The organism is Inquilinus limosus, from assembly GCF_051487185.1.
Lineage (GTDB): Bacteria > Pseudomonadota > Alphaproteobacteria > DSM-16000 > Inquilinaceae > Inquilinus > Inquilinus limosus_F.
This window is the reverse complement of sequence record NZ_JAHVDK010000020.1, coordinates 17,466-33,324: the sequence shown is the minus strand read 5'-3', so window position 1 is coordinate 33,324 and position 15,859 is coordinate 17,466. Positions and strand designations below refer to the sequence as shown.

At 69.8% G+C, this 15,859-nt stretch carries 14 protein-coding genes; 10 read left to right on the top strand and 4 right to left on the bottom strand.

The annotated features are described in order from the left end of the window. Window positions 1-155 precede the first annotated feature (155 nt). Window positions 156-869 carry a GntR family transcriptional regulator gene (locus KXR53_RS21980; protein ID WP_437377412.1) on the bottom strand — a complete coding sequence of 238 codons (714 nt, stop codon included), beginning with the start codon at window positions 867-869 and terminating at the stop codon, window positions 156-158. A gap of 136 nt (window positions 870-1,005) precedes the next feature. Here KXR53_RS21980 and KXR53_RS21975 point away from each other — a divergent pair, with 136 nt between their 5' ends. The 10 genes from KXR53_RS21975 to KXR53_RS21930 are packed head-to-tail and all read left to right on the top strand — an operon-like array spanning window position 1,006 to window position 12,767. Then, the gene (locus tag KXR53_RS21975) at window positions 1,006-2,055 is read left to right on the top strand and encodes a zinc-dependent alcohol dehydrogenase (RefSeq protein WP_437377411.1); all 1,050 of its coding nucleotides are present in this window, start codon (window positions 1,006-1,008) and stop codon (window positions 2,053-2,055) included. Next, window positions 2,052-3,053: an NAD(P)H-quinone oxidoreductase gene (locus KXR53_RS21970; protein WP_437377410.1), complete on the top strand. Its 1,002-nt coding sequence runs from the start codon at window positions 2,052-2,054 to the stop codon at window positions 3,051-3,053. Before KXR53_RS21975 ends, KXR53_RS21970 begins: the two co-directional genes overlap by 4 nt. Window positions 3,054-3,075: 22 nt before the next feature. Next, a complete protein-coding gene (locus tag KXR53_RS21965) occupies window positions 3,076-4,818 on the top strand; it encodes an acetolactate synthase catalytic subunit (protein ID WP_437377409.1) in 1,743 nt (580 codons plus the stop codon). Window positions 4,819-4,853: 35 nt separating this feature from the next. After that, a complete protein-coding gene (locus KXR53_RS21960) occupies window positions 4,854-6,056 on the top strand; it encodes an ABC transporter substrate-binding protein (RefSeq protein WP_437377408.1) in 1,203 nt (400 codons plus the stop codon). Window positions 6,057-6,106: 50 nt separating this feature from the next. Then, the gene (locus KXR53_RS21955) at window positions 6,107-6,994 is read left to right on the top strand and encodes a branched-chain amino acid ABC transporter permease (RefSeq protein ID WP_437377407.1); all 888 of its coding nucleotides are present in this window, start codon (window positions 6,107-6,109) and stop codon (window positions 6,992-6,994) included. Beyond that, entirely contained in the window at window positions 6,991-8,796 is a 1,806-nt protein-coding gene (locus KXR53_RS21950) for a branched-chain amino acid ABC transporter ATP-binding protein/permease (protein WP_437377406.1), read from the top strand. Before KXR53_RS21955 ends, KXR53_RS21950 begins: the two co-directional genes overlap by 4 nt. Beyond that, window positions 8,783-9,487, top strand: a complete 705-nt coding sequence (locus KXR53_RS21945; protein WP_437377405.1) for an ABC transporter ATP-binding protein — start codon at window positions 8,783-8,785, stop codon at window positions 9,485-9,487. The genes KXR53_RS21950 and KXR53_RS21945 overlap by 14 nt, the downstream gene beginning before the upstream one ends. Window positions 9,488-9,511: 24 nt before the next feature. Continuing rightward, window positions 9,512-10,318: a 3-oxoacyl-ACP reductase FabG gene (gene fabG, locus KXR53_RS21940; protein WP_437377404.1), complete on the top strand. Its 807-nt coding sequence runs from the start codon at window positions 9,512-9,514 to the stop codon at window positions 10,316-10,318. A gap of 26 nt (window positions 10,319-10,344) precedes the next feature. Continuing rightward, on the top strand, window positions 10,345-11,139 hold the full coding sequence (locus tag KXR53_RS21935; protein WP_437377403.1) for a shikimate dehydrogenase family protein: 795 nt from the start codon (window positions 10,345-10,347) through the stop codon (window positions 11,137-11,139). Then, window positions 11,139-12,767, top strand: a complete 1,629-nt coding sequence (locus tag KXR53_RS21930; protein ID WP_437377401.1) for a GMC family oxidoreductase — start codon at window positions 11,139-11,141, stop codon at window positions 12,765-12,767. The genes KXR53_RS21935 and KXR53_RS21930 overlap by 1 nt, the downstream gene beginning before the upstream one ends. A 55-nt stretch (window positions 12,768-12,822) precedes the next feature. On the opposite strand, the gene KXR53_RS21925 is transcribed toward KXR53_RS21930, so the two are convergent. The 3 genes from KXR53_RS21925 to KXR53_RS21915 are packed head-to-tail and all read right to left on the bottom strand — an operon-like array spanning window position 12,823 to window position 15,855. Further along, window positions 12,823-14,112, bottom strand: a complete 1,290-nt coding sequence (locus KXR53_RS21925; protein WP_437377400.1) for an ABC transporter substrate-binding protein — start codon at window positions 14,110-14,112, stop codon at window positions 12,823-12,825. Between the two features lie 26 nt (window positions 14,113-14,138). Then, entirely contained in the window at window positions 14,139-14,972 is an 834-nt protein-coding gene (locus KXR53_RS21920; protein WP_437377399.1) for a carbohydrate ABC transporter permease, read from the bottom strand. Continuing rightward, the gene (locus KXR53_RS21915) at window positions 14,962-15,855 is read right to left on the bottom strand and encodes a carbohydrate ABC transporter permease (protein WP_437377398.1); all 894 of its coding nucleotides are present in this window, start codon (window positions 15,853-15,855) and stop codon (window positions 14,962-14,964) included. The genes KXR53_RS21920 and KXR53_RS21915 overlap by 11 nt, the downstream gene beginning before the upstream one ends. Window positions 15,856-15,859: the final 4 nt, after the last annotated feature.

Sequence of the window (15,859 nt, the reverse complement as noted above, 5' to 3'; positions counted from 1 at the left end):
AGGCACGGAAACCTCCGACGCTTCGCCCACGTTTCGGGAACATCGAAATGAGCCGCGAGGTTCCTTGCGATTGGTTGAATACGCAGCTCCCCGTCGAGCGGCTCAGGCTCGGGTCGGTGATCAAGAGACTCACCCACCGCCCGTCGATTGTGGCCTTACCCGCCTGCGGTCTCCTGGACATGCACCAGGAGCCCTTGGCCGCCGCGCTCAATGTCCTCACGGCTGGCCTCGCGCGCCTTCTCCGGGTCGCGCTCGCGCAGTGCGCTGATGAGCTTGCGATGTGGATGGGGTTCCCAGTCCGGCAGGCCCTCGTCGTAGAGATGCGAGAGGATCGGCCCGCAGCGCACCCATAGCCCCTCGACGATCTCGTAGAGGATGGGCAGGCGTGCCATCCGGCAGAAGGTGAGATGGAACTCGGTGTTGAGGTCCACCGCCCTGGCGAAGCTCCGCGAAGCGTGACATTCGGCAATCCGGGCGTGGATGGCGGCGAGGGCCTCGATCTCCTCCGGCGAGGCGATGGTGGCCGCCGTGGCGGCGGCCCGACCTTCGAGGTCGGTGCGGATGGCGCGGATCTCCAGCAGCTGGTCCAGCGTCAGCGTCGGCACCACGACGGTGTTGCGCGCGCCGAGCGCCAGCGCCTTCTCGCTGACGAGACGCAGCAGCGCCTCGCGCATCGGCGTCGCGCTGATGCCGAAGCGCAGCGACATCGGCCGCAGCAACAGCCGCTCGCCCGGCCGCAGCTGGCCGCGCATCAGCGCCGCGCGCAGGCTGTTGTAGGCCCGCTCGCTCAGGTTCTCCTTGACGATCGGCTGCACCCAATCCGACGGCTCGGGTGCGGTCTCGATATCGTGCTGCACGCGACTTGACATCAGCCGTTGTCCTCGACCAATCTTGTTATAACAAATTACTTATTGCAGCAACCGATGCCCGACCCACGAGATCGGGCACCGCCGCCCGCCCCCTTCGAGGGCCGGATCGGCATCGGAGCTGACAGCGGAGGAAGCGGTGAACGCGCTCAGGAAGACGGCCGCGGCCTTTGGGGCCGAACTGGTGGCGTCGACCGCGCCGCCCACCCCGGCGGCGGGCGAGGTCCTGATCGCGGTGGCGGCCGCGGGCATCTGCGGCAGCGATCTCCACGCCTATGAATGGACGCCGGGTTACGAGTTCATGACGGCGGTCCTGCCGGTCACGCTCGGCCATGAGTTCGCAGGCACGGTGCGCGCGCTCGGCCCCGGTGTTACCGGCTTTGCGGTCGGCGACCGCGTCACCTGCTGGCCGACGGTTGCCTGTGGCCGTTGCTTCGCCTGCCGCGGCGGGGAACCTCAGCATTGTCAGAACCGCAGCATCGTCGGCCTGCATGCGGATGGCGGTTTCGCCGAGGCTGTGCGGGTGCCGGCCGCCAGCTGCCGGCGCGTTCCGGACGGCCTGCCGCTCGAGATCGCGGCGCTCACCGAGCCCCTCTCGGTGGCCGTCAACGCGGTCGACGTGGCGGATGTCGCGCCCGGCGACAGGGTGGTCGTCCTCGGCCCCGGGCCGATCGGTCTCGGCATTGCCTTCGTTGCGCAGCTGCGCGGGGCGCGGGTGCTGCTGTGCGGCCTGGACGACAACCTCCGGCTGAGCCTGGCGCGCGAGCTGGGCATTGCCCACTGCGCCGACCTGGCCGAGGAGCCTCTGGCGGCGGCCGTGGCCCGCGTCTTCGACGGCCCGGCCGACCGCGTCATCGAGGCGACGGGCGCCGCCCGCTCGGTCAGTGACGGGCTCGCGGTGCTGCGCTCCGGCGGCATCCTGGTGGTGGCGGGCATCCATTCCGGTCATCTGGATCTAGATCTGACGCGATTCGTGCGGGACAAGAAGCAGCTCCGCGCCGCCCACGACACCACCGCGCGGGCGTTCGAGACCGCCATCGAGGTGCTGACGGCCCATGCGGCCGTCCTGTCCCGCCTCGTCACCCATCGCCTGCCGCTCGCCCGGGCCGTCGAGGCCTTCGAGCTGGCCCGCCAGCGGCAGGCGGCGAAGGTGCTGCTCCTTCCCCAAGCCGAGAGTGAAGCCGCATGACGTCGCTGACGCGCGCCGCCGTCGCCCCGGTTCCCGGTGGTCCCGAGGCGCTGACGATTGTCGAACGGGACAGGCCGGTGCCCGGCCAGGGCCAGGCCCTCGTCCGGGTACACGCCGCGGGCGTCAACCGGCCGGACGTGATGCAGCGCCAGGGGCTTTATCCGCCGCCGCCGGGCGCCTCGGACGTGCTGGGGCTGGAGCTGGCCGGGGTGGTCGAGAGCCTCGGCCCCGGCGCCGGCCGCTTCAAGCTGGGCGACCGGGTGATGGCGCTGGTGGCGAGCGGTGCCTATGCCGAATGGGCCGTAATCGACGAGATGGTGGCCCTGCCCGTTCCCGACGGCATGTCCTTTGTGGAGGCCGGGGCCTTTCCCGAGACCTATTTCACCGTGTGGTCGAATTTGTTCGAGCGCGCCGGGCTGAAGGCCGGCGAGACCGTGCTGATCCATGGCGGCACCTCCGGCATCGGCACCACCGCCATCCAGCTGGCCAAGGCCTTCGGGGCCCGCGTCATCGTCACCGCCGGCTCGCCGGAGAAATGCGCGGCCAGCCGATCGGTCGGCGCCGACATAGCCATCGACTACCGCGCGGAGGACTTCGTGGCGGCCGCCCGCGACGTCACCGGCGGCAAGGGCCCGGACGTCATCCTCGACATGGTCGGCGGCGACTACATCCGGCGCAACCTCGACGCCGTCGCCGTCGACGGCCGCATCGCCCAGATCGCCTTCCAGCGCGGCTCGAAGGTCGATCTCGACCTGATGCCGCTGATGCTGAAGCGGGTGACGCTGACGGGATCCACGCTCAGGGCCCGCCCGGTCGCGATGAAGGCGGCGCTGGCCGCAGCCCTCGCCGAGCATGTGCTGCCGCTGGTCGCGGCCGGCAAGGCGAAGCCGCTGATCGATACGACCTTCCCCTTCGATCGCGTCGCCGAAGCCCATGCGCGGATGGAGAGCGGCGCGCATGTCGGGAAGATCGTTCTCACCATGGACCACAAGGCCTGAGCGCCGGGGAAGGACCAGGAGCATGATCGCCGTCACCAAGCCCATGCCGCGCGCCACCGGCAACATATCCGGCGCCCATCTGATCGCGGCGGCGCTGCAGCGCCACGGCGTGCGGGAGATCTTCGGCCAGAGCATCCCCTCGGCCTTGTTCCTCGCCGCGCCCGATTACGGCATCCGCCAGATCGGCTATCGCACGGAGAATGCCGGCGCCGCCATGGCCGACGCCTATGCCCGCATCTCCGGCAAGGTCGCGGTCGTCACCGCCCAGAACGGCCCGGCCGCGACCCTGCTGGTGCCCGGCCTGGCCGAGGCGCTGAAGGCCTCCATCCCGATGGTCGCCATCGTGCAGGATGTGAGCCGCCGGTTCACCGACAAGAACGCCTTCCAGGAGCTGGACCATTTCGCACTGTTCGGCGGCGTCGCCAAATGGGTGCGCCGCGTCGCCGACCCGGCCCGCATCGACGACTATGTCGACATGGCCTTCACCGCCGCCGCCAGCGGCCGCCCGGGTCCGGCCGTGTTGCTGGTGCCGCTCGACGTGCTGGACGAGCGGCCGGAGCTCGACCCGGCGATGCCGCAGCGGATGGAGAGCCTGGGCACCTATCCGCTCGACCGCACCGTGGCCGATCCCGCCCGCGTCGCGGAGGCGGCCAGGCTGATCGCCGGAGCGGAGAGACCCGTCATCATCGCCGGCGGCGGCGTGCACGCTTCCGGCGCCGCGGCCGAGCTGGCGGCCTTGCAGGCGCTGGGGATCCCGGTCGCCACCACCGTCATGGGCAAGGGCGCGGTGGACGAGACCCATCCTCTGTCGCTCGGCGTCGTCGGCTATTTCATGGCGCCGGGCGGCCGGTCCTCGCATCTGCGCGACCTGATCACGGAGGCCGATGTGGTGGTGCTGGTCGGCAACCGCACCAACCAGAACGGCACCGACAGCTGGTCGCTGTATCCGCGCCACGCCCGCTACATCCATATCGACGTGGACAGTGCCGAGATCGGCCGCAACTACGAGGCGCTGCGGCTGGCCGGCGACGCCAAGCTGACGCTTGCGGCCCTGACGGCGGCACTGGAGGCGGCCAAGCCCCCCGCCCTCGCGTCACGCCGCCCCGCGCTCGAGGCGAAGATCGCCGCCGGCCGCGCGCAGCATGCCGGGGACATGAAGCGCCTCGTCGACCTCGAGGCGACGCCCATCCGCCCCGAGCGGCTGATGGCCGATATCGACAGCGTGCTGACGCCGGACACGATCGTCGTGGCGGATGCCAGCTACTCCTCGATCTGGATCGCCAACTTCCTGACCGCGCGCCGGCCCGGGCAGCGCTTCCTGACGCCACGCGGCCTGGCCGGGCTGGGCTGGGGCCTGCCCTTCGCCCTCGGCGCCAAGGCGGCACGCCCCGACGCGCCGGTCATCGCGGTGAGCGGCGACGGCGGCTTCGGCCATGTCTGGGCGGAGCTGGAGACGGCCCGCCGCATGCGGCTGCCGGTCGTCCTCGTCGTCCTGAACAACCAGATCCTCGGCTACCAGAAGCATGCCGAACTCAGCCTCTACGGCGACTTCACCGATGTTTGCGACTTCGAGGCGGTGGACCACGCCGCGATCGCGCGCGCCTGCGGCTGCAGCGGCGTGCGGGTGGAGCAACCGGCGGATTTCCTGCCGACGCTGCAGGACGCGCTCGCCCGCCGGGACGTGACCGTGATCGACGTCGTCACCGACCAGCGCGCCTATCCGCCGATCACCGTCTTCGAAGGCAAGGAAGCCCTGAACTACTGACCGCAGCACGAACAAACACCGAGGGAGGAATCGCCATGAAGCTGCCGCTGTTGCTGACGACCGCCGTCGCCGCCATCGCCCTGTCGGCGACGGTGGCCCATGCCGAAGTGAAGTTCGGCGCCCTTTACCCCTTCAGCGGGGACCTCGCCCTGCTGGGGGACGAGAGCGCGCGCGGGCTGGAGATCGCGGTCGACGAGATCAACGCCGCCGGCGGCGTCCAGGGCGAGAAGGTCGTGCTGGTGCGCGGCGACGCCGTCGACAACAACCAGGCGATCGGCGAGGCGCGGCGGCTGATCTCGCGCGAGCAGGTGGCGGCGATCTTCGGCACCTATTCCTCGGCCCGCTCGATCGCGGCCAGCCAGGTGGCCGAGCTGTCCGGCACCCCCTATTTCGAGATGGGCGCAGTGGCCGACGACGTGACCGGCCGCGGCCTGCAATATCTCTTCCGCACCAACCCGACCGCCGATGATATGGCGAAGATGATCGTCGAGATGATCGTCAGCAAGGTCGCGCCCGGCCTCGGCAAGAAGCCGGGAGACCTGAAGATCGGCGTCATCTTCGAGGATTCGAACTACGGCACCTCCGTCGCCGGGCACCAGAAGGAGTATGCGGCGGAAGCCGGCCTGAACATCGTGGCGTTCCAGAGCTATCCGGCGTCGACCGTCGACATGTCCTCGCTGGTGCTCGACCTCAAGTCGCGCGGCGTCGACGTCGTGCTGCAGACCTCGTACCAGAACGATTCCGTCCTGTTCCTGCGGCAAGCCAACGAAGCCGGGTTCAAGCCGGCCGCGATCATCGGCGGCGGTGGCGGCTATTCCTTGCAGCCGACGGCCGACGCGGTCAGCCACGAGGTGATAGACGGCGTCCTCGACGTCGATTTCACCCAATACCTGGTCAACACGAAGTACACGCCCGGCCTGGAGAGCTTCGTCGAGGCGTACAAGAAGAAGTACGGCGAGGCGCCTCGGTCGGGCCATTCGCTCAACAACTACGCCGGCGCCAAGGTCATCCTCGAGGCCCTGAACAAAGCCGAGGGCTTCGAGCCGGAGGTGATCCTCGACGCCGCGAAGGCGATCGATGTTCCGGAAGGCGCAACGGCCGTCGGCTATGGCGTGAAGTTCGGCCAGAACAACCAGAACGAACGCGCCCGGATGATGGGCATGCAGTGGCAGGACGGCAAGCTGGTAACCGTCTATCCCGACGCCGCCGCGGTGTCCCAGATCCGCCTCGACCAATGATCCGCCGGGGGAGGCCGCGCGTCTCCCCTGCCTGCTCCCCGGAGAGGCGCATGGATACGGTACTGCAGCTCCTTGCCAACGGGCTGATGCTGGGCGGGCTCTTCGCCATCGTGGCGATCGGGCTGACCTTGATCTTCGGCATCGTCAAGGTGGTCAACTTCGCCCATGGCGAATTCCTGATGGTCGGCATGTACCTGACCTTCCTGGTCACCGGCTGGCTGGGCCTCCACCCCTTCGCGGCGGTGATCGTCGTTGTGCCGGCGCTGTTCCTGTTCGGCGCCCTGACCCAGCGCCTGGTGATCCAGCCGCTGATGAGCGCGCGCGACGACCACATCCAGATCTTCGCCACGGTCGGCCTGTCGACGGCGCTGATCAACCTCGCCCTCCTGGTCTTCGGGGCGGACATCGCCACCACGCCGGCGAGCGGCCTGCGCACGCCCGTCGAGATCGGCCCCGTCCGCATCCTCAGCGGCCAGGTCGCGATCTTCGCCGCGGCCGTGCTGCTGGTGGCCGGGCTGCAGCTGTTCCTGTCGCGCAGCCGGACCGGGCACGCCATCCGCGCGGTCGCCCAGAACCGTGCTGCGGCCCAGCTGATGGGCGTGAACGTCGACCGCATCTTCATCCTGGCCTTCGGCATCGGCGCGGCCTGCGTCGGCGTCGCGGCGGTGCTGGTCGCGCCGCTTTATCCCACCTCGCCCACGATCGGCGCGTATTTCGTGCTGACCGCCTTCGTCGTCGTGGTGCTGGGCGGGCTCGGCTCGATCACCGGGGCGTTCGTCGGCGCCCTCGTGATCGGGCTGATCGACAGCTTCGCCGGCTTCTATCTCGGCTCCGACCTGCGCGAGGTGGCGGTCTTCGGCATGTTCCTCGTCATCCTGATCCTGAGGCCCGCCGGCCTGTTCGGCCGCCGGCTGACCCTGTCGCACGTGTCGCCATGACGGACACCCCCTTCGCCTCGGCCGCGCCCGCCCGCTTCTCCGGCCTGGCCCGGCCCCGCCTGCTGGCCCTCGCGGGCCTGCTGGCCGCGCTCGTCGTCCTGCCCGTCCTGATCGGCGACGATTTCGTCTACCACGTCTTCATCACCGTCTGCGTCTTCGCGGCGCTGTCCACCGGGTGGAACATCGTGGGCGGCTTCGCCGGCCAGCTGTCGCTCGGCCACGCCATCTTCTACGGTCTCGGCGCCTATGCCGGCGTCATCCTGATGAATCTGGGGGTCAGCCCCTGGCTCGGCATCTTCGCCGGGGCGGCGGTCGCCGTCGTCGTCGCGGTCGCCATCAGCTATCCCTGCTTCCGGCTGCGCGGCCCGTTCTTCTCGCTGGCGACCATCGCCTTCCTCGAGGTGTTCCGCGTCGTCGCACTGCACTTCCGGGACCTGACCGGGGGCGCCACCGGTCTGATGATCCCGCTGAAGATGGGCTGGCAGTGGATGGTGTTCCGCGAGCGCCTGCCATCGCTCACCATCGCCTTCGGCATGCTGCTGCTGTGCCTGGCGGTGGCGTGGTGGATCCGCTCCCGCCGCATCGGCTTCCAGCTGGTCGCCACCCGCGAGCGCGAATCCGCCGCCCGGGCGGCCGGCGTGAACACGGTGAAGGTGCGCCTTGTCGCCGTCTCGGTCTCGGCGGCGCTGACCGCGATGGTCGGCACCTTCCACGCGATGTACCTGACCTTCATCGAGCCGGCGGCGATGTTCTCGCTGCCCCTGTCGATCCAGATCGCCATGTTCGCCCTGATCGGCGGCATCGGCACGGTCTTCGGCCCCCTGCTCGGCGCCGTGCTGCTGGTGCCGATCTCGGAGATGGCGCGCGGCTGGCTCGGCGCCCAGGCGCTCGGGCTGCACGGCTTCGTCTACGGCGCGGTGCTGGTGCTGGTCGTCCTCTTCATGCCGAACGGGCTGATGGGGCTGCTGGCGCGGCTGAAGGACGGCAGCGCTCAATCGAAAGGCGTTCCGGCTGCGGCGGTCGCGGCCGTGCCGGCCAAGGCCGAGCGCCCGCCGGTCGGCGAGGAGATCATGCGCGTCGAGGGGCTGCAGAAGCGCTTCGGCGGCCTGCATGTCACCAACGACGTCGGCTTCACCCTGCGCGAGGGCGAGGTGCTCGGCCTGATCGGCCCCAACGGCGCCGGCAAGACCACGCTGTTCAACATGATCTCGGGTTTCATGGCCCCGGATGCGGGCTCGGTCTCGGTGCGGGGGGCGGACGGCAGCTGGCAGAGGCCGGTGTCGCCGGCCGACTTCGCGGCCATCGGCGTCGGCCGTACCTTCCAGATCGTCCAGCCCTTCGCCGCCATGACGGTGGAGGAGAACATCATGGTCGGCGCCTTCCACCGCTGCCATGACGTGCGCGAGGCGCGCGAGCTGGCGCGGGAGACCGCCCATCGCATGGGGCTCGGCCCCTGGCTCGACGCGGAGGCGCGCAGCCTGACCATCGGCGGGCTGAAGCGGCTGGAGGTGGCGCGCGTCATGGCGATGAAGCCGCGCATCCTGCTGCTGGACGAGGTGATGGCCGGGATCAACCAGACCGATGTGCGTCGCGCCGTCGACCTGATGCGGTCGATCCGCGACGGCGGGGTTAGCATTATCGCCATCGAGCACGTGATGCAGGCGGTGATGTCGCTGTCGGACCGGGTGATCGTGCTGTCCTCCGGCCAGGTCATCGCCGAGGGCCGGCCACAGGAGGTGGTGCGCGACCCCACGGTGATCGAGGCCTATCTCGGCAAGGAGTTCGTCCATGCTCAAGCTTGAGGGCGTCCACGCCGGCTATGGCGCGACCACCGTCCTGCACGACGTGTCGCTGGAGGTGGAGGCCGGCGAGGTGGTGACTATCGTCGGCGCCAACGGCGCCGGCAAGACCACGACGCTGCGCACCATCGCCGGCCTGCTGCGGCCGGCCGCCGGGCGCATCCTGTTCGAAGGGCGGGACATCACCCGCCTGTCGGCGCATGAGACGGTCGAGCTGGGCATCACGCTCATCCCCGAAGGCCGCCAGCTCTTCCCCGACATGACGGTGCGTGAGAACCTGCTGATGGGCGCCTATCGCCGGGCCGCGCGCGACCGGCGGGCCGATACCCTGGAGGAGGTGCTGGCGCTGTTCCCGCGGCTGCGGGAGCGCCTGGACCAGAATGCGGTGTCGCTGTCGGGCGGCGAGCAGCAGATGGTCGCGATCGCCCGCGGCATGATGGCCCGGCCGAAGTTGCTGATGTTCGACGAGCCGTCGCTCGGCCTCGCCCCTATCGTCGTCGCCCAGGTGTTCGAGGCGATCGACGCCATCGTCGGGACCGGCGCCACGGTGCTGATCGTCGAGCAGAACGTCTTCCACACGCTGAAGGCCGCCGATCGCGGCTATGTCCTGGAGAACGGTCAGATCGTGCTGTCGGACACGGCCGATGCGCTGCTCGACAACGACCACATCCGCCAGGCCTATCTCGGCATCTGACCCCTTCACCGCATGGACAGGGACATGGCACCACGCGAAGTCAACCCGGCGGAGATCGCCGACCGCCCGAGCCACCGCGGCCGGCGCGTTCTCGTCACCGGCGCCGGCCGCGGCATCGGCCGGGCGATCGCCCTCGGCTTCGCCCGGCGCGGCGCGGTCGTCGGCGTCGCCGATCTGACGCCGGCCGATATCGACGAGACGGTGGCGCAGATCCGGTCGGCCGGCGGCGAGGCGCGGCCCCTTGCCCTCGATGTCGCCGATTACCGCGCGGTCGAGGCCGGCCTGGCCGACGCCGCCCGCGCGATCGGCGGCCCCTTCGACACGGTGGTCAACAACGCCGGCATCTCACCGAAGCACGACGGCGTCGCCCACAAGGTTTGGGAGATGGACCCCGCCGAATGGAGCCGGGTCGTCGCCGTCAACCTGACCGGCTGCTTCAACACCGTCCGCGCGCTGAGCCCGACGATGCGCGAGGCCGGGCGCGGCTGGATCGTCAACATGTCCTCGGTGGCGGGGAAGACCTATTCGCCGATCGTGGCCTGTCACTATGCGGCGACAAAGTCGGCGCTGATCGGCTTCACCAAGCACCTGGCCGCGGAGCTCGGCCCCTTCGGCATCCGCGTCAACGCGCTGGCGCCGGGGCGGATCGAGACGCCGATGGTGCGCGCCGTGGCGGCCGAGGTGAACGAGGAGCAGGTGCGCCTGACCCCGATGGGCCGCCTCGGGGCGCCGGACGAGGTGGCGGATGCCGCGCTCTATTTGACCTCGGCGGAGGCCAGCTTCGTCACGGGCCAGACGATCGATGTCGCCGGCGGCCTGTACATGACCTGATCGGGCGGAAGGAAAAGCGAACCGACATGCGGACGATCACCGGGCGCACGCGCATCTTCGGCGTCCTCGCCGATCCGATCCATCACGTGAAGACACCGCAGGTGATGAACGCCCTGCTCGAGCGCCACGGCGTCGACGGCGTGCTCGTGCCCTTCCACGTGGGGCCGGATGGGCTGGCGCGGCTGGTCGACGGGCTGCGGGCCATGCGGAACTTCGGCGGCTTTATCGCTACCGTGCCGCACAAGCCGGCGATGCTGGCGCTCTGCGACGAGGCGACGCCGGAAGCGCAGCTTATCGGCGCGGTGAACTGTGTTCGGTGGGAGGCGGACGGGCGCATGGTCGGCGCCATGCTGGACGGCATCGGCTTCGTCACGGCCCTGCGATCGTCCGGCCCGGAGCCGAACGGCCTGCGCGCCTATCTCGCCGGGGCGGGCGGGGCCGCCTCGGCCATCGCCTTTGCCTTGGCGGAGGCCGGCATCCGCCACCTCACCATCGCCAACCGGACGCGCGACAAGGCCGAGGCGCTGGCCGCCCGCCTGCGCCGCGCCCATCCCGGCCTGTCGCTCGGCACGGATGCGGACAGCGTGGCGGAGCACGATTTGATTGTGAATGCGACCTCGCTCGGCATGCGCCCCGGCGATCCCCCTCCCCTCGACCTGTCCCGGATCGAAAGCCGCCAGTTCGTCGCCGAGGCGATCATGGATCCGGAGGAGACGCCGCTGCTCGCGGCCGCCGCGGCCAGGGGCTGCCGTATCCAGCGCGGGCTGCCGATGCTGGAAGCGCAGATCGAACTGATGGCCAGACATATGGGCGCACTCTAGTGTCTGCCGCCGCCGAAACCTTCGACTACATCATCGTCGGCGGAGGCACCGCCGGCTGCGTGCTGGCCAACCGCCTGACCGCGTCGGGCCGGCACACCGTGCTGCTGCTCGAGGCGGGCCGGGAGGCGCAGAGCCTCTGGGTGCCGATCCCGGCCGGCTTCAGCCGGCTTCTGACCGATCCCGCCCACAACTGGCGTTTGTGGACGGAGCCGGAGGAGGCCACCGGGAACCGCATCATCGCCGTGCCGCGCGGCAAGGGCCTGGGCGGCTCGACCCTGATCAACGGCATGATCTATGTGCGCGGCCAACCACAGGACTATGACACCTGGGCGCAGCGGGGCTGCATCGGCTGGGGCTTCGATGACGTCCTGCCCTATTTCAAGCGGCTCGAAGACTATGGCGGGCCGGCCACCCGGTTCCGCGCCAAGGGCGGCCCGCTGCCGGTCACCGAGGTCGCTGAGCGCCCGATCCTCGCCGAGGCCTTCATCGCCGCGGCCGGGACGGCCGGCTATGGCCGCAACCGGGACTACAATGGCGAAGGCCAGGATGGGTTCGGCTACTACCAGGTCAACCAGCGCCAGGGCCGGCGGGTCAGCGCCGCGGACGCCTATCTGAAGCCCGCCCTAAGCCGGCCCAACCTGTCCGTGCGCACGGATGCGCATGTGCTGAGGATCGATTTCGACGAGCGCCGCGCCGTCGGCGTCACTGCCCGCATCGGCGACCGCGACGTCCCCTTCCGCACCCGAGGCGAGGTCATCCTCGCAGCCGGCGCGGTGCAGACGCCGCAGCTGCTGGAGCTGTCGGGCATCGGCGATCCCGCCATCCTGCAGCCGCTCGGCATTCCCGTGCGGTACACCTTGCCCGGCGTGGGCGCCAACTACATCGACCATTTCTGCACGCGGATGAACTGGCGGGTGAAGCAGCCGGTCACGCTGAACGAGCAGACGCGCGGATGGCGGCTCGGCGCCTCGGTGCTGCAGTATCTCGCCACGCGACGCGGCATCCTGACCCTCGGCACCGGGCTGGCCTTCGGCTTCGTGCGCACGCGGCCGGGCCTCGAAGGCCCCGACGTCCAGTACTTCTTCATGCATGCGAGCTACGCCAACGCCGCCGAGCGCAAGCTGGACCGGCTGCCGGGCATGACCGTCGGCGTCACCCAGTTGCGCCCGCAGTCGCGCGGCACGATCCACGCGGTGTCGCCCGATCCGATGCGCGCGCCGGCGATCCGGCCCAACTTCCTCGCCGAGGAGGAGGACCGGCGGGCCATGGTCGAAGGCATGAAGATCGCCCGCCGCATCGTCGAGCAGGCGCCGATGGACCCGTTCCGGGAGCGGGAGATGGCCCCAGGCCCGGAGTGCCGGACCGATGCCGAGTGGCTGGACTTCGCCCGGCGCGACGGCCAGACGATCTATCACGTGTGCGGCACCTGCCGCATGGGCCGGGACAGCCACGCGGTGACCGATCCGGAGCTTCGGGTCCACGGCATCGGCGGGCTGCGGATCGTCGACGCCTCGGTCATGCCCACGATCGTCTCCGGCAACACCCAGGCCGCCGTTTTCATGATCGCGGAAAAGGCCGCCGATCTGATCCTGGCGGCCGTCGCGGCGCCGCACGCGATTCCGGCATAGCCCCGATCGACGGATCGGGCAGCACGAGCCCCCCGCCCCTGCGGGGTGACCGCGGTCAGGCCGGCAGCAGCGGCCCGACCCGCTCCCGCATCGCCGACACCGCCTCCTGCGGCGTCTTGCGGCCGAGGACGGCCAGCTGCACCTCCTCGAGGAAGGTTGCCTGGGCCCGCACCGCCTCGGGGAAGGCCGGGAAGGCCGGCCGCGCCTTGGCCAGGGCCGCCGCCTCGATCTTCGCCAGGGGTTGGGCCGCGGCGAAGCCGGCATCGGCATAGGTCGAGACGCGGACCGAGCCGTTGCCGTTGCGCGCCGCCCCGAGCGTCACCGCCTTGCTGGACACAGCCTTGATGAAACTCCAGGACAGGTCCTTGTCGGTCGAGTTCGCGGGGACCGCCATGGCCCAGGATTCCACCACGGCCGCCATGCCGCTGCCGGCGGGCAGCGTCGAGGACCCGGGGAACTCGACCGCCTTGATCCTGCCCGGGACCGAGGACTGCTCCGGGTTGTTGAGCTGGGCGAAGCGGGCGAAAGGCAGCACGCCGAAGGCCGCGCGGCCCTGCTGCAGCCAGGTCACCATGTCGTCGTTGCGGGTGTTGGCGTAGCTGCGCGGCAGCGCGCCGGCCTGGAACAGCTCGGCCAGAACGCCCAAGCCCTTCTCCATCGCCTCCGGATTCGGGAGAAGCTTGAAGTCGGTGCTGATGAAGTCGCCGCCGAAGGCCCGCGCGAACATCACCGAGAACACCGCGAGGTCGCTCGCCAGGATCATCCCGACCACCCGCGTCCCGGCGGCGGAGGTGAAGGTCAGCTTCTTCGCCTGCTCCACCAGCTCCTCCAGGGTCGCGGGCGGGGCGGCGAAGCCGGCCTCCTCCAGCAGCGCCTCGTTGTAGAACAGCGCCTGGGTGGCGTGCCGCACGGGAATGCCGACCATCTTGCCGTCGACGGTCATGGAACGCCGCAGGCCGGGCGCGATGTCGTCGATGTCCTCGATCGGATCGGAAGCCTGGTAGCGGTCGAGCGGTTCAAAGAGTCCCGCGATCTGCGGCGTCATCCGGTTGTCGATGACGAAGCCGACGTTGAATCCGGTCTGACCGAGGCTCGCCTCGCGGAACAGCCGGTCCTGCAGCGGATTGCTGTCGAGGGTGGTCCAGGAGATCTCCACCCCGTTCGCCTGGCGCCACGGGGCGATGACATCGCCGGCGCTGCCCTTGGTCAGCACGTTCTGGTGCACCAGGTGCGACAGCACGTTCAGCGTCCTGGCCTGGCCCAGCGCAGTGCGGCCCAGCGCCATGGTCGCGGCGCCGGCCGCCGTGCTGGCGAGCAGGCTTCGTCTCGTCAGACGGGTCTCCATGATCTTTCCTCCCTTTTGATCCTTGTTCATCCCTTGGTCGCGCCGGCGGTGAGCCCGGCGACCAGGAACCGGTTCATGGCGATCACGAACAGAAGAACCGGCAGCAGCTGGATCGTGGCCGCGGCGAAGAGCACGCCCCAATCGACCCCGTCGACCGAGCTGATCATCTCCGACAGCACGAAGGGCGCGGTCTTGGCGTTGGTCGCGGTGAAGATGAAGGCGAACAGGAACTCGTTCCAGGCGAACACGATCACGAAGACGGCGACCGCCAGCATGCCGGGCGCCGCGAGCGGCAGGACGATCCGGCGCAGCACCGCGAGCCGCCCGGCCCCGTCGATGATCGCCGCCTCGTCCAGTTCGCGCGGGACCTGGTCGATGAAGGTGCGCATTAGGATCGTGCCCAGCGACACGAAGAAGGTCGTGTAGAGCAGGATCAGGACGAGATGGGTGTCGTTCAGCCCCAGCAGGTTGACGATCGGGAACAGCGGCAGCGTGACGACGATCGGCGGAATCAGGCGCACGCCGATGAGGAGAAAGACCGAGCCCGCGAGAAGTCTGCTGCTGTGGCGCGAATAAGCGAAGCCGGCGAGGGAGCTGACGGCGATGGCCAGGATGGCGGAGCCCGCGGTCACGATCAGGCTGTTGACCAGCCCGTCGAAGAAGCTGCCCCAGCGCTGCCAGAGATGCTCGTAGTGAAGCAGCGTCGGCTCGAACAGGAGTTTCGGCGGCACCGCGAAGATGTCGCGCCCCGGCTTGAACGACGACAGCACGATGAAGGCGATCGGGACGATCGACCAGGCGACCACCGCCGTGACGGCGACGGCCTTGCCGATCGCGACGAGCAGGCGGTCAGCGCGCATCGGCCGCCATCCCCTTCCGCAGCCGCAGGATATAGGCGGTCGCCAGCAGCAGCGAGACCACCACCATGATCCAGGCGGTGGCAGCGGCGGTCCCGAAGGAGTTGTAGCGGAACGCCTCGAGATAGAGATAGACGGCCACCACCTCCGTGGTGCGGGCCGGCCCGCCCTGGGTCATCATCCAGACCTCGGAGAACAGCCGGAAGGCGAAGATGTAGCGGAACAGCATCGCGATCAGGATCGCCGGTGCCAGCAGCGGCAGGGTGACGTTGCGGAACAGCTGGAACGGCGAGGCGCCGTCCGCCCTCCCCGCTTCGTACAGGTCCCTCGGGATCGCCAGCCGGGCCGCGTAGAGGATGACGAAGGTGAAGGGCAGGTGCAGCCAGATGGTCAGCAGCCCGACCAGGATCAGCCCGTGCGACGGGATGAAGGTCCAGTCCAGCGTCGGCAGCCCCAGCGCCAGCAGCGCGTTGGTCACCGGCCCGACATCCGGGTCGAACAGGAAGCGCCACATCGCCGCCGCGGTCACCTCGCTAATCGCATACGGCGCCAGCACGATGACCAGCAGCAGGCGCCGCGCCGGCAGGCCGCTGGCGAACAGGAGGGCGATGCCGAGCCCGAGCACCAGTTCGAGATGCACGGCCACCGCCACCACCGCGACGGTGTTGAGCAGCGATCCCCAGAAATAGGCGTCGCCCAGCACGCGGGCATAGTTGGCCAAGCCGACGAAGGTCGCCGCCTGGCCGAAGCTCGACGCCTGGAAGCTGAGCCACAGGACGAAGATCGACGGAATCACGATGATCCCGAGCACCAGGACATGCACGGGCGCGACGAAGGGCAGCGTTCCCGCCAGACCCTGCCGCAGACGCTTCAGGCGCGCTTGCATTCCG

Bases quoted from the DNA above. Each gene is read 5' to 3' on its own strand.
- KXR53_RS21950 (WP_437377406.1), top strand. From the start codon at position 6,991: ATGACGGACACCCCCTTCGCCTCGGCCGCGCCCGCCCGCTTCTCCGGC.
- KXR53_RS21960 (WP_437377408.1), top strand. From the start codon at position 4,854: ATGAAGCTGCCGCTGTTGCTGACGACCGCCGTCGCCGCCATCGCCCTG.
- KXR53_RS21925 (WP_437377400.1), bottom strand. From the start codon at position 14,112: ATGGAGACCCGTCTGACGAGACGAAGCCTGCTCGCCAGCACGGCGGCC.
- KXR53_RS21915 (WP_437377398.1), bottom strand. From the start codon at position 15,855: ATGCAAGCGCGCCTGAAGCGTCTGCGGCAGGGTCTGGCGGGAACGCTG.
- KXR53_RS21955 (WP_437377407.1), top strand. From the start codon at position 6,107: ATGGATACGGTACTGCAGCTCCTTGCCAACGGGCTGATGCTGGGCGGG.
- KXR53_RS21965 (WP_437377409.1), top strand. From the start codon at position 3,076: ATGATCGCCGTCACCAAGCCCATGCCGCGCGCCACCGGCAACATATCC.
- KXR53_RS21980 (WP_437377412.1), bottom strand. From the start codon at position 869: ATGTCAAGTCGCGTGCAGCACGATATCGAGACCGCACCCGAGCCGTCG.
- KXR53_RS21970 (WP_437377410.1), top strand. From the start codon at position 2,052: ATGACGTCGCTGACGCGCGCCGCCGTCGCCCCGGTTCCCGGTGGTCCC.
- KXR53_RS21935 (WP_437377403.1), top strand. From the start codon at position 10,345: ATGCGGACGATCACCGGGCGCACGCGCATCTTCGGCGTCCTCGCCGAT.
- KXR53_RS21920 (WP_437377399.1), bottom strand. From the start codon at position 14,972: ATGCGCGCTGACCGCCTGCTCGTCGCGATCGGCAAGGCCGTCGCCGTC.
- fabG (WP_437377404.1), top strand. From the start codon at position 9,512: ATGGCACCACGCGAAGTCAACCCGGCGGAGATCGCCGACCGCCCGAGC.
- KXR53_RS21945 (WP_437377405.1), top strand. From the start codon at position 8,783: ATGCTCAAGCTTGAGGGCGTCCACGCCGGCTATGGCGCGACCACCGTC.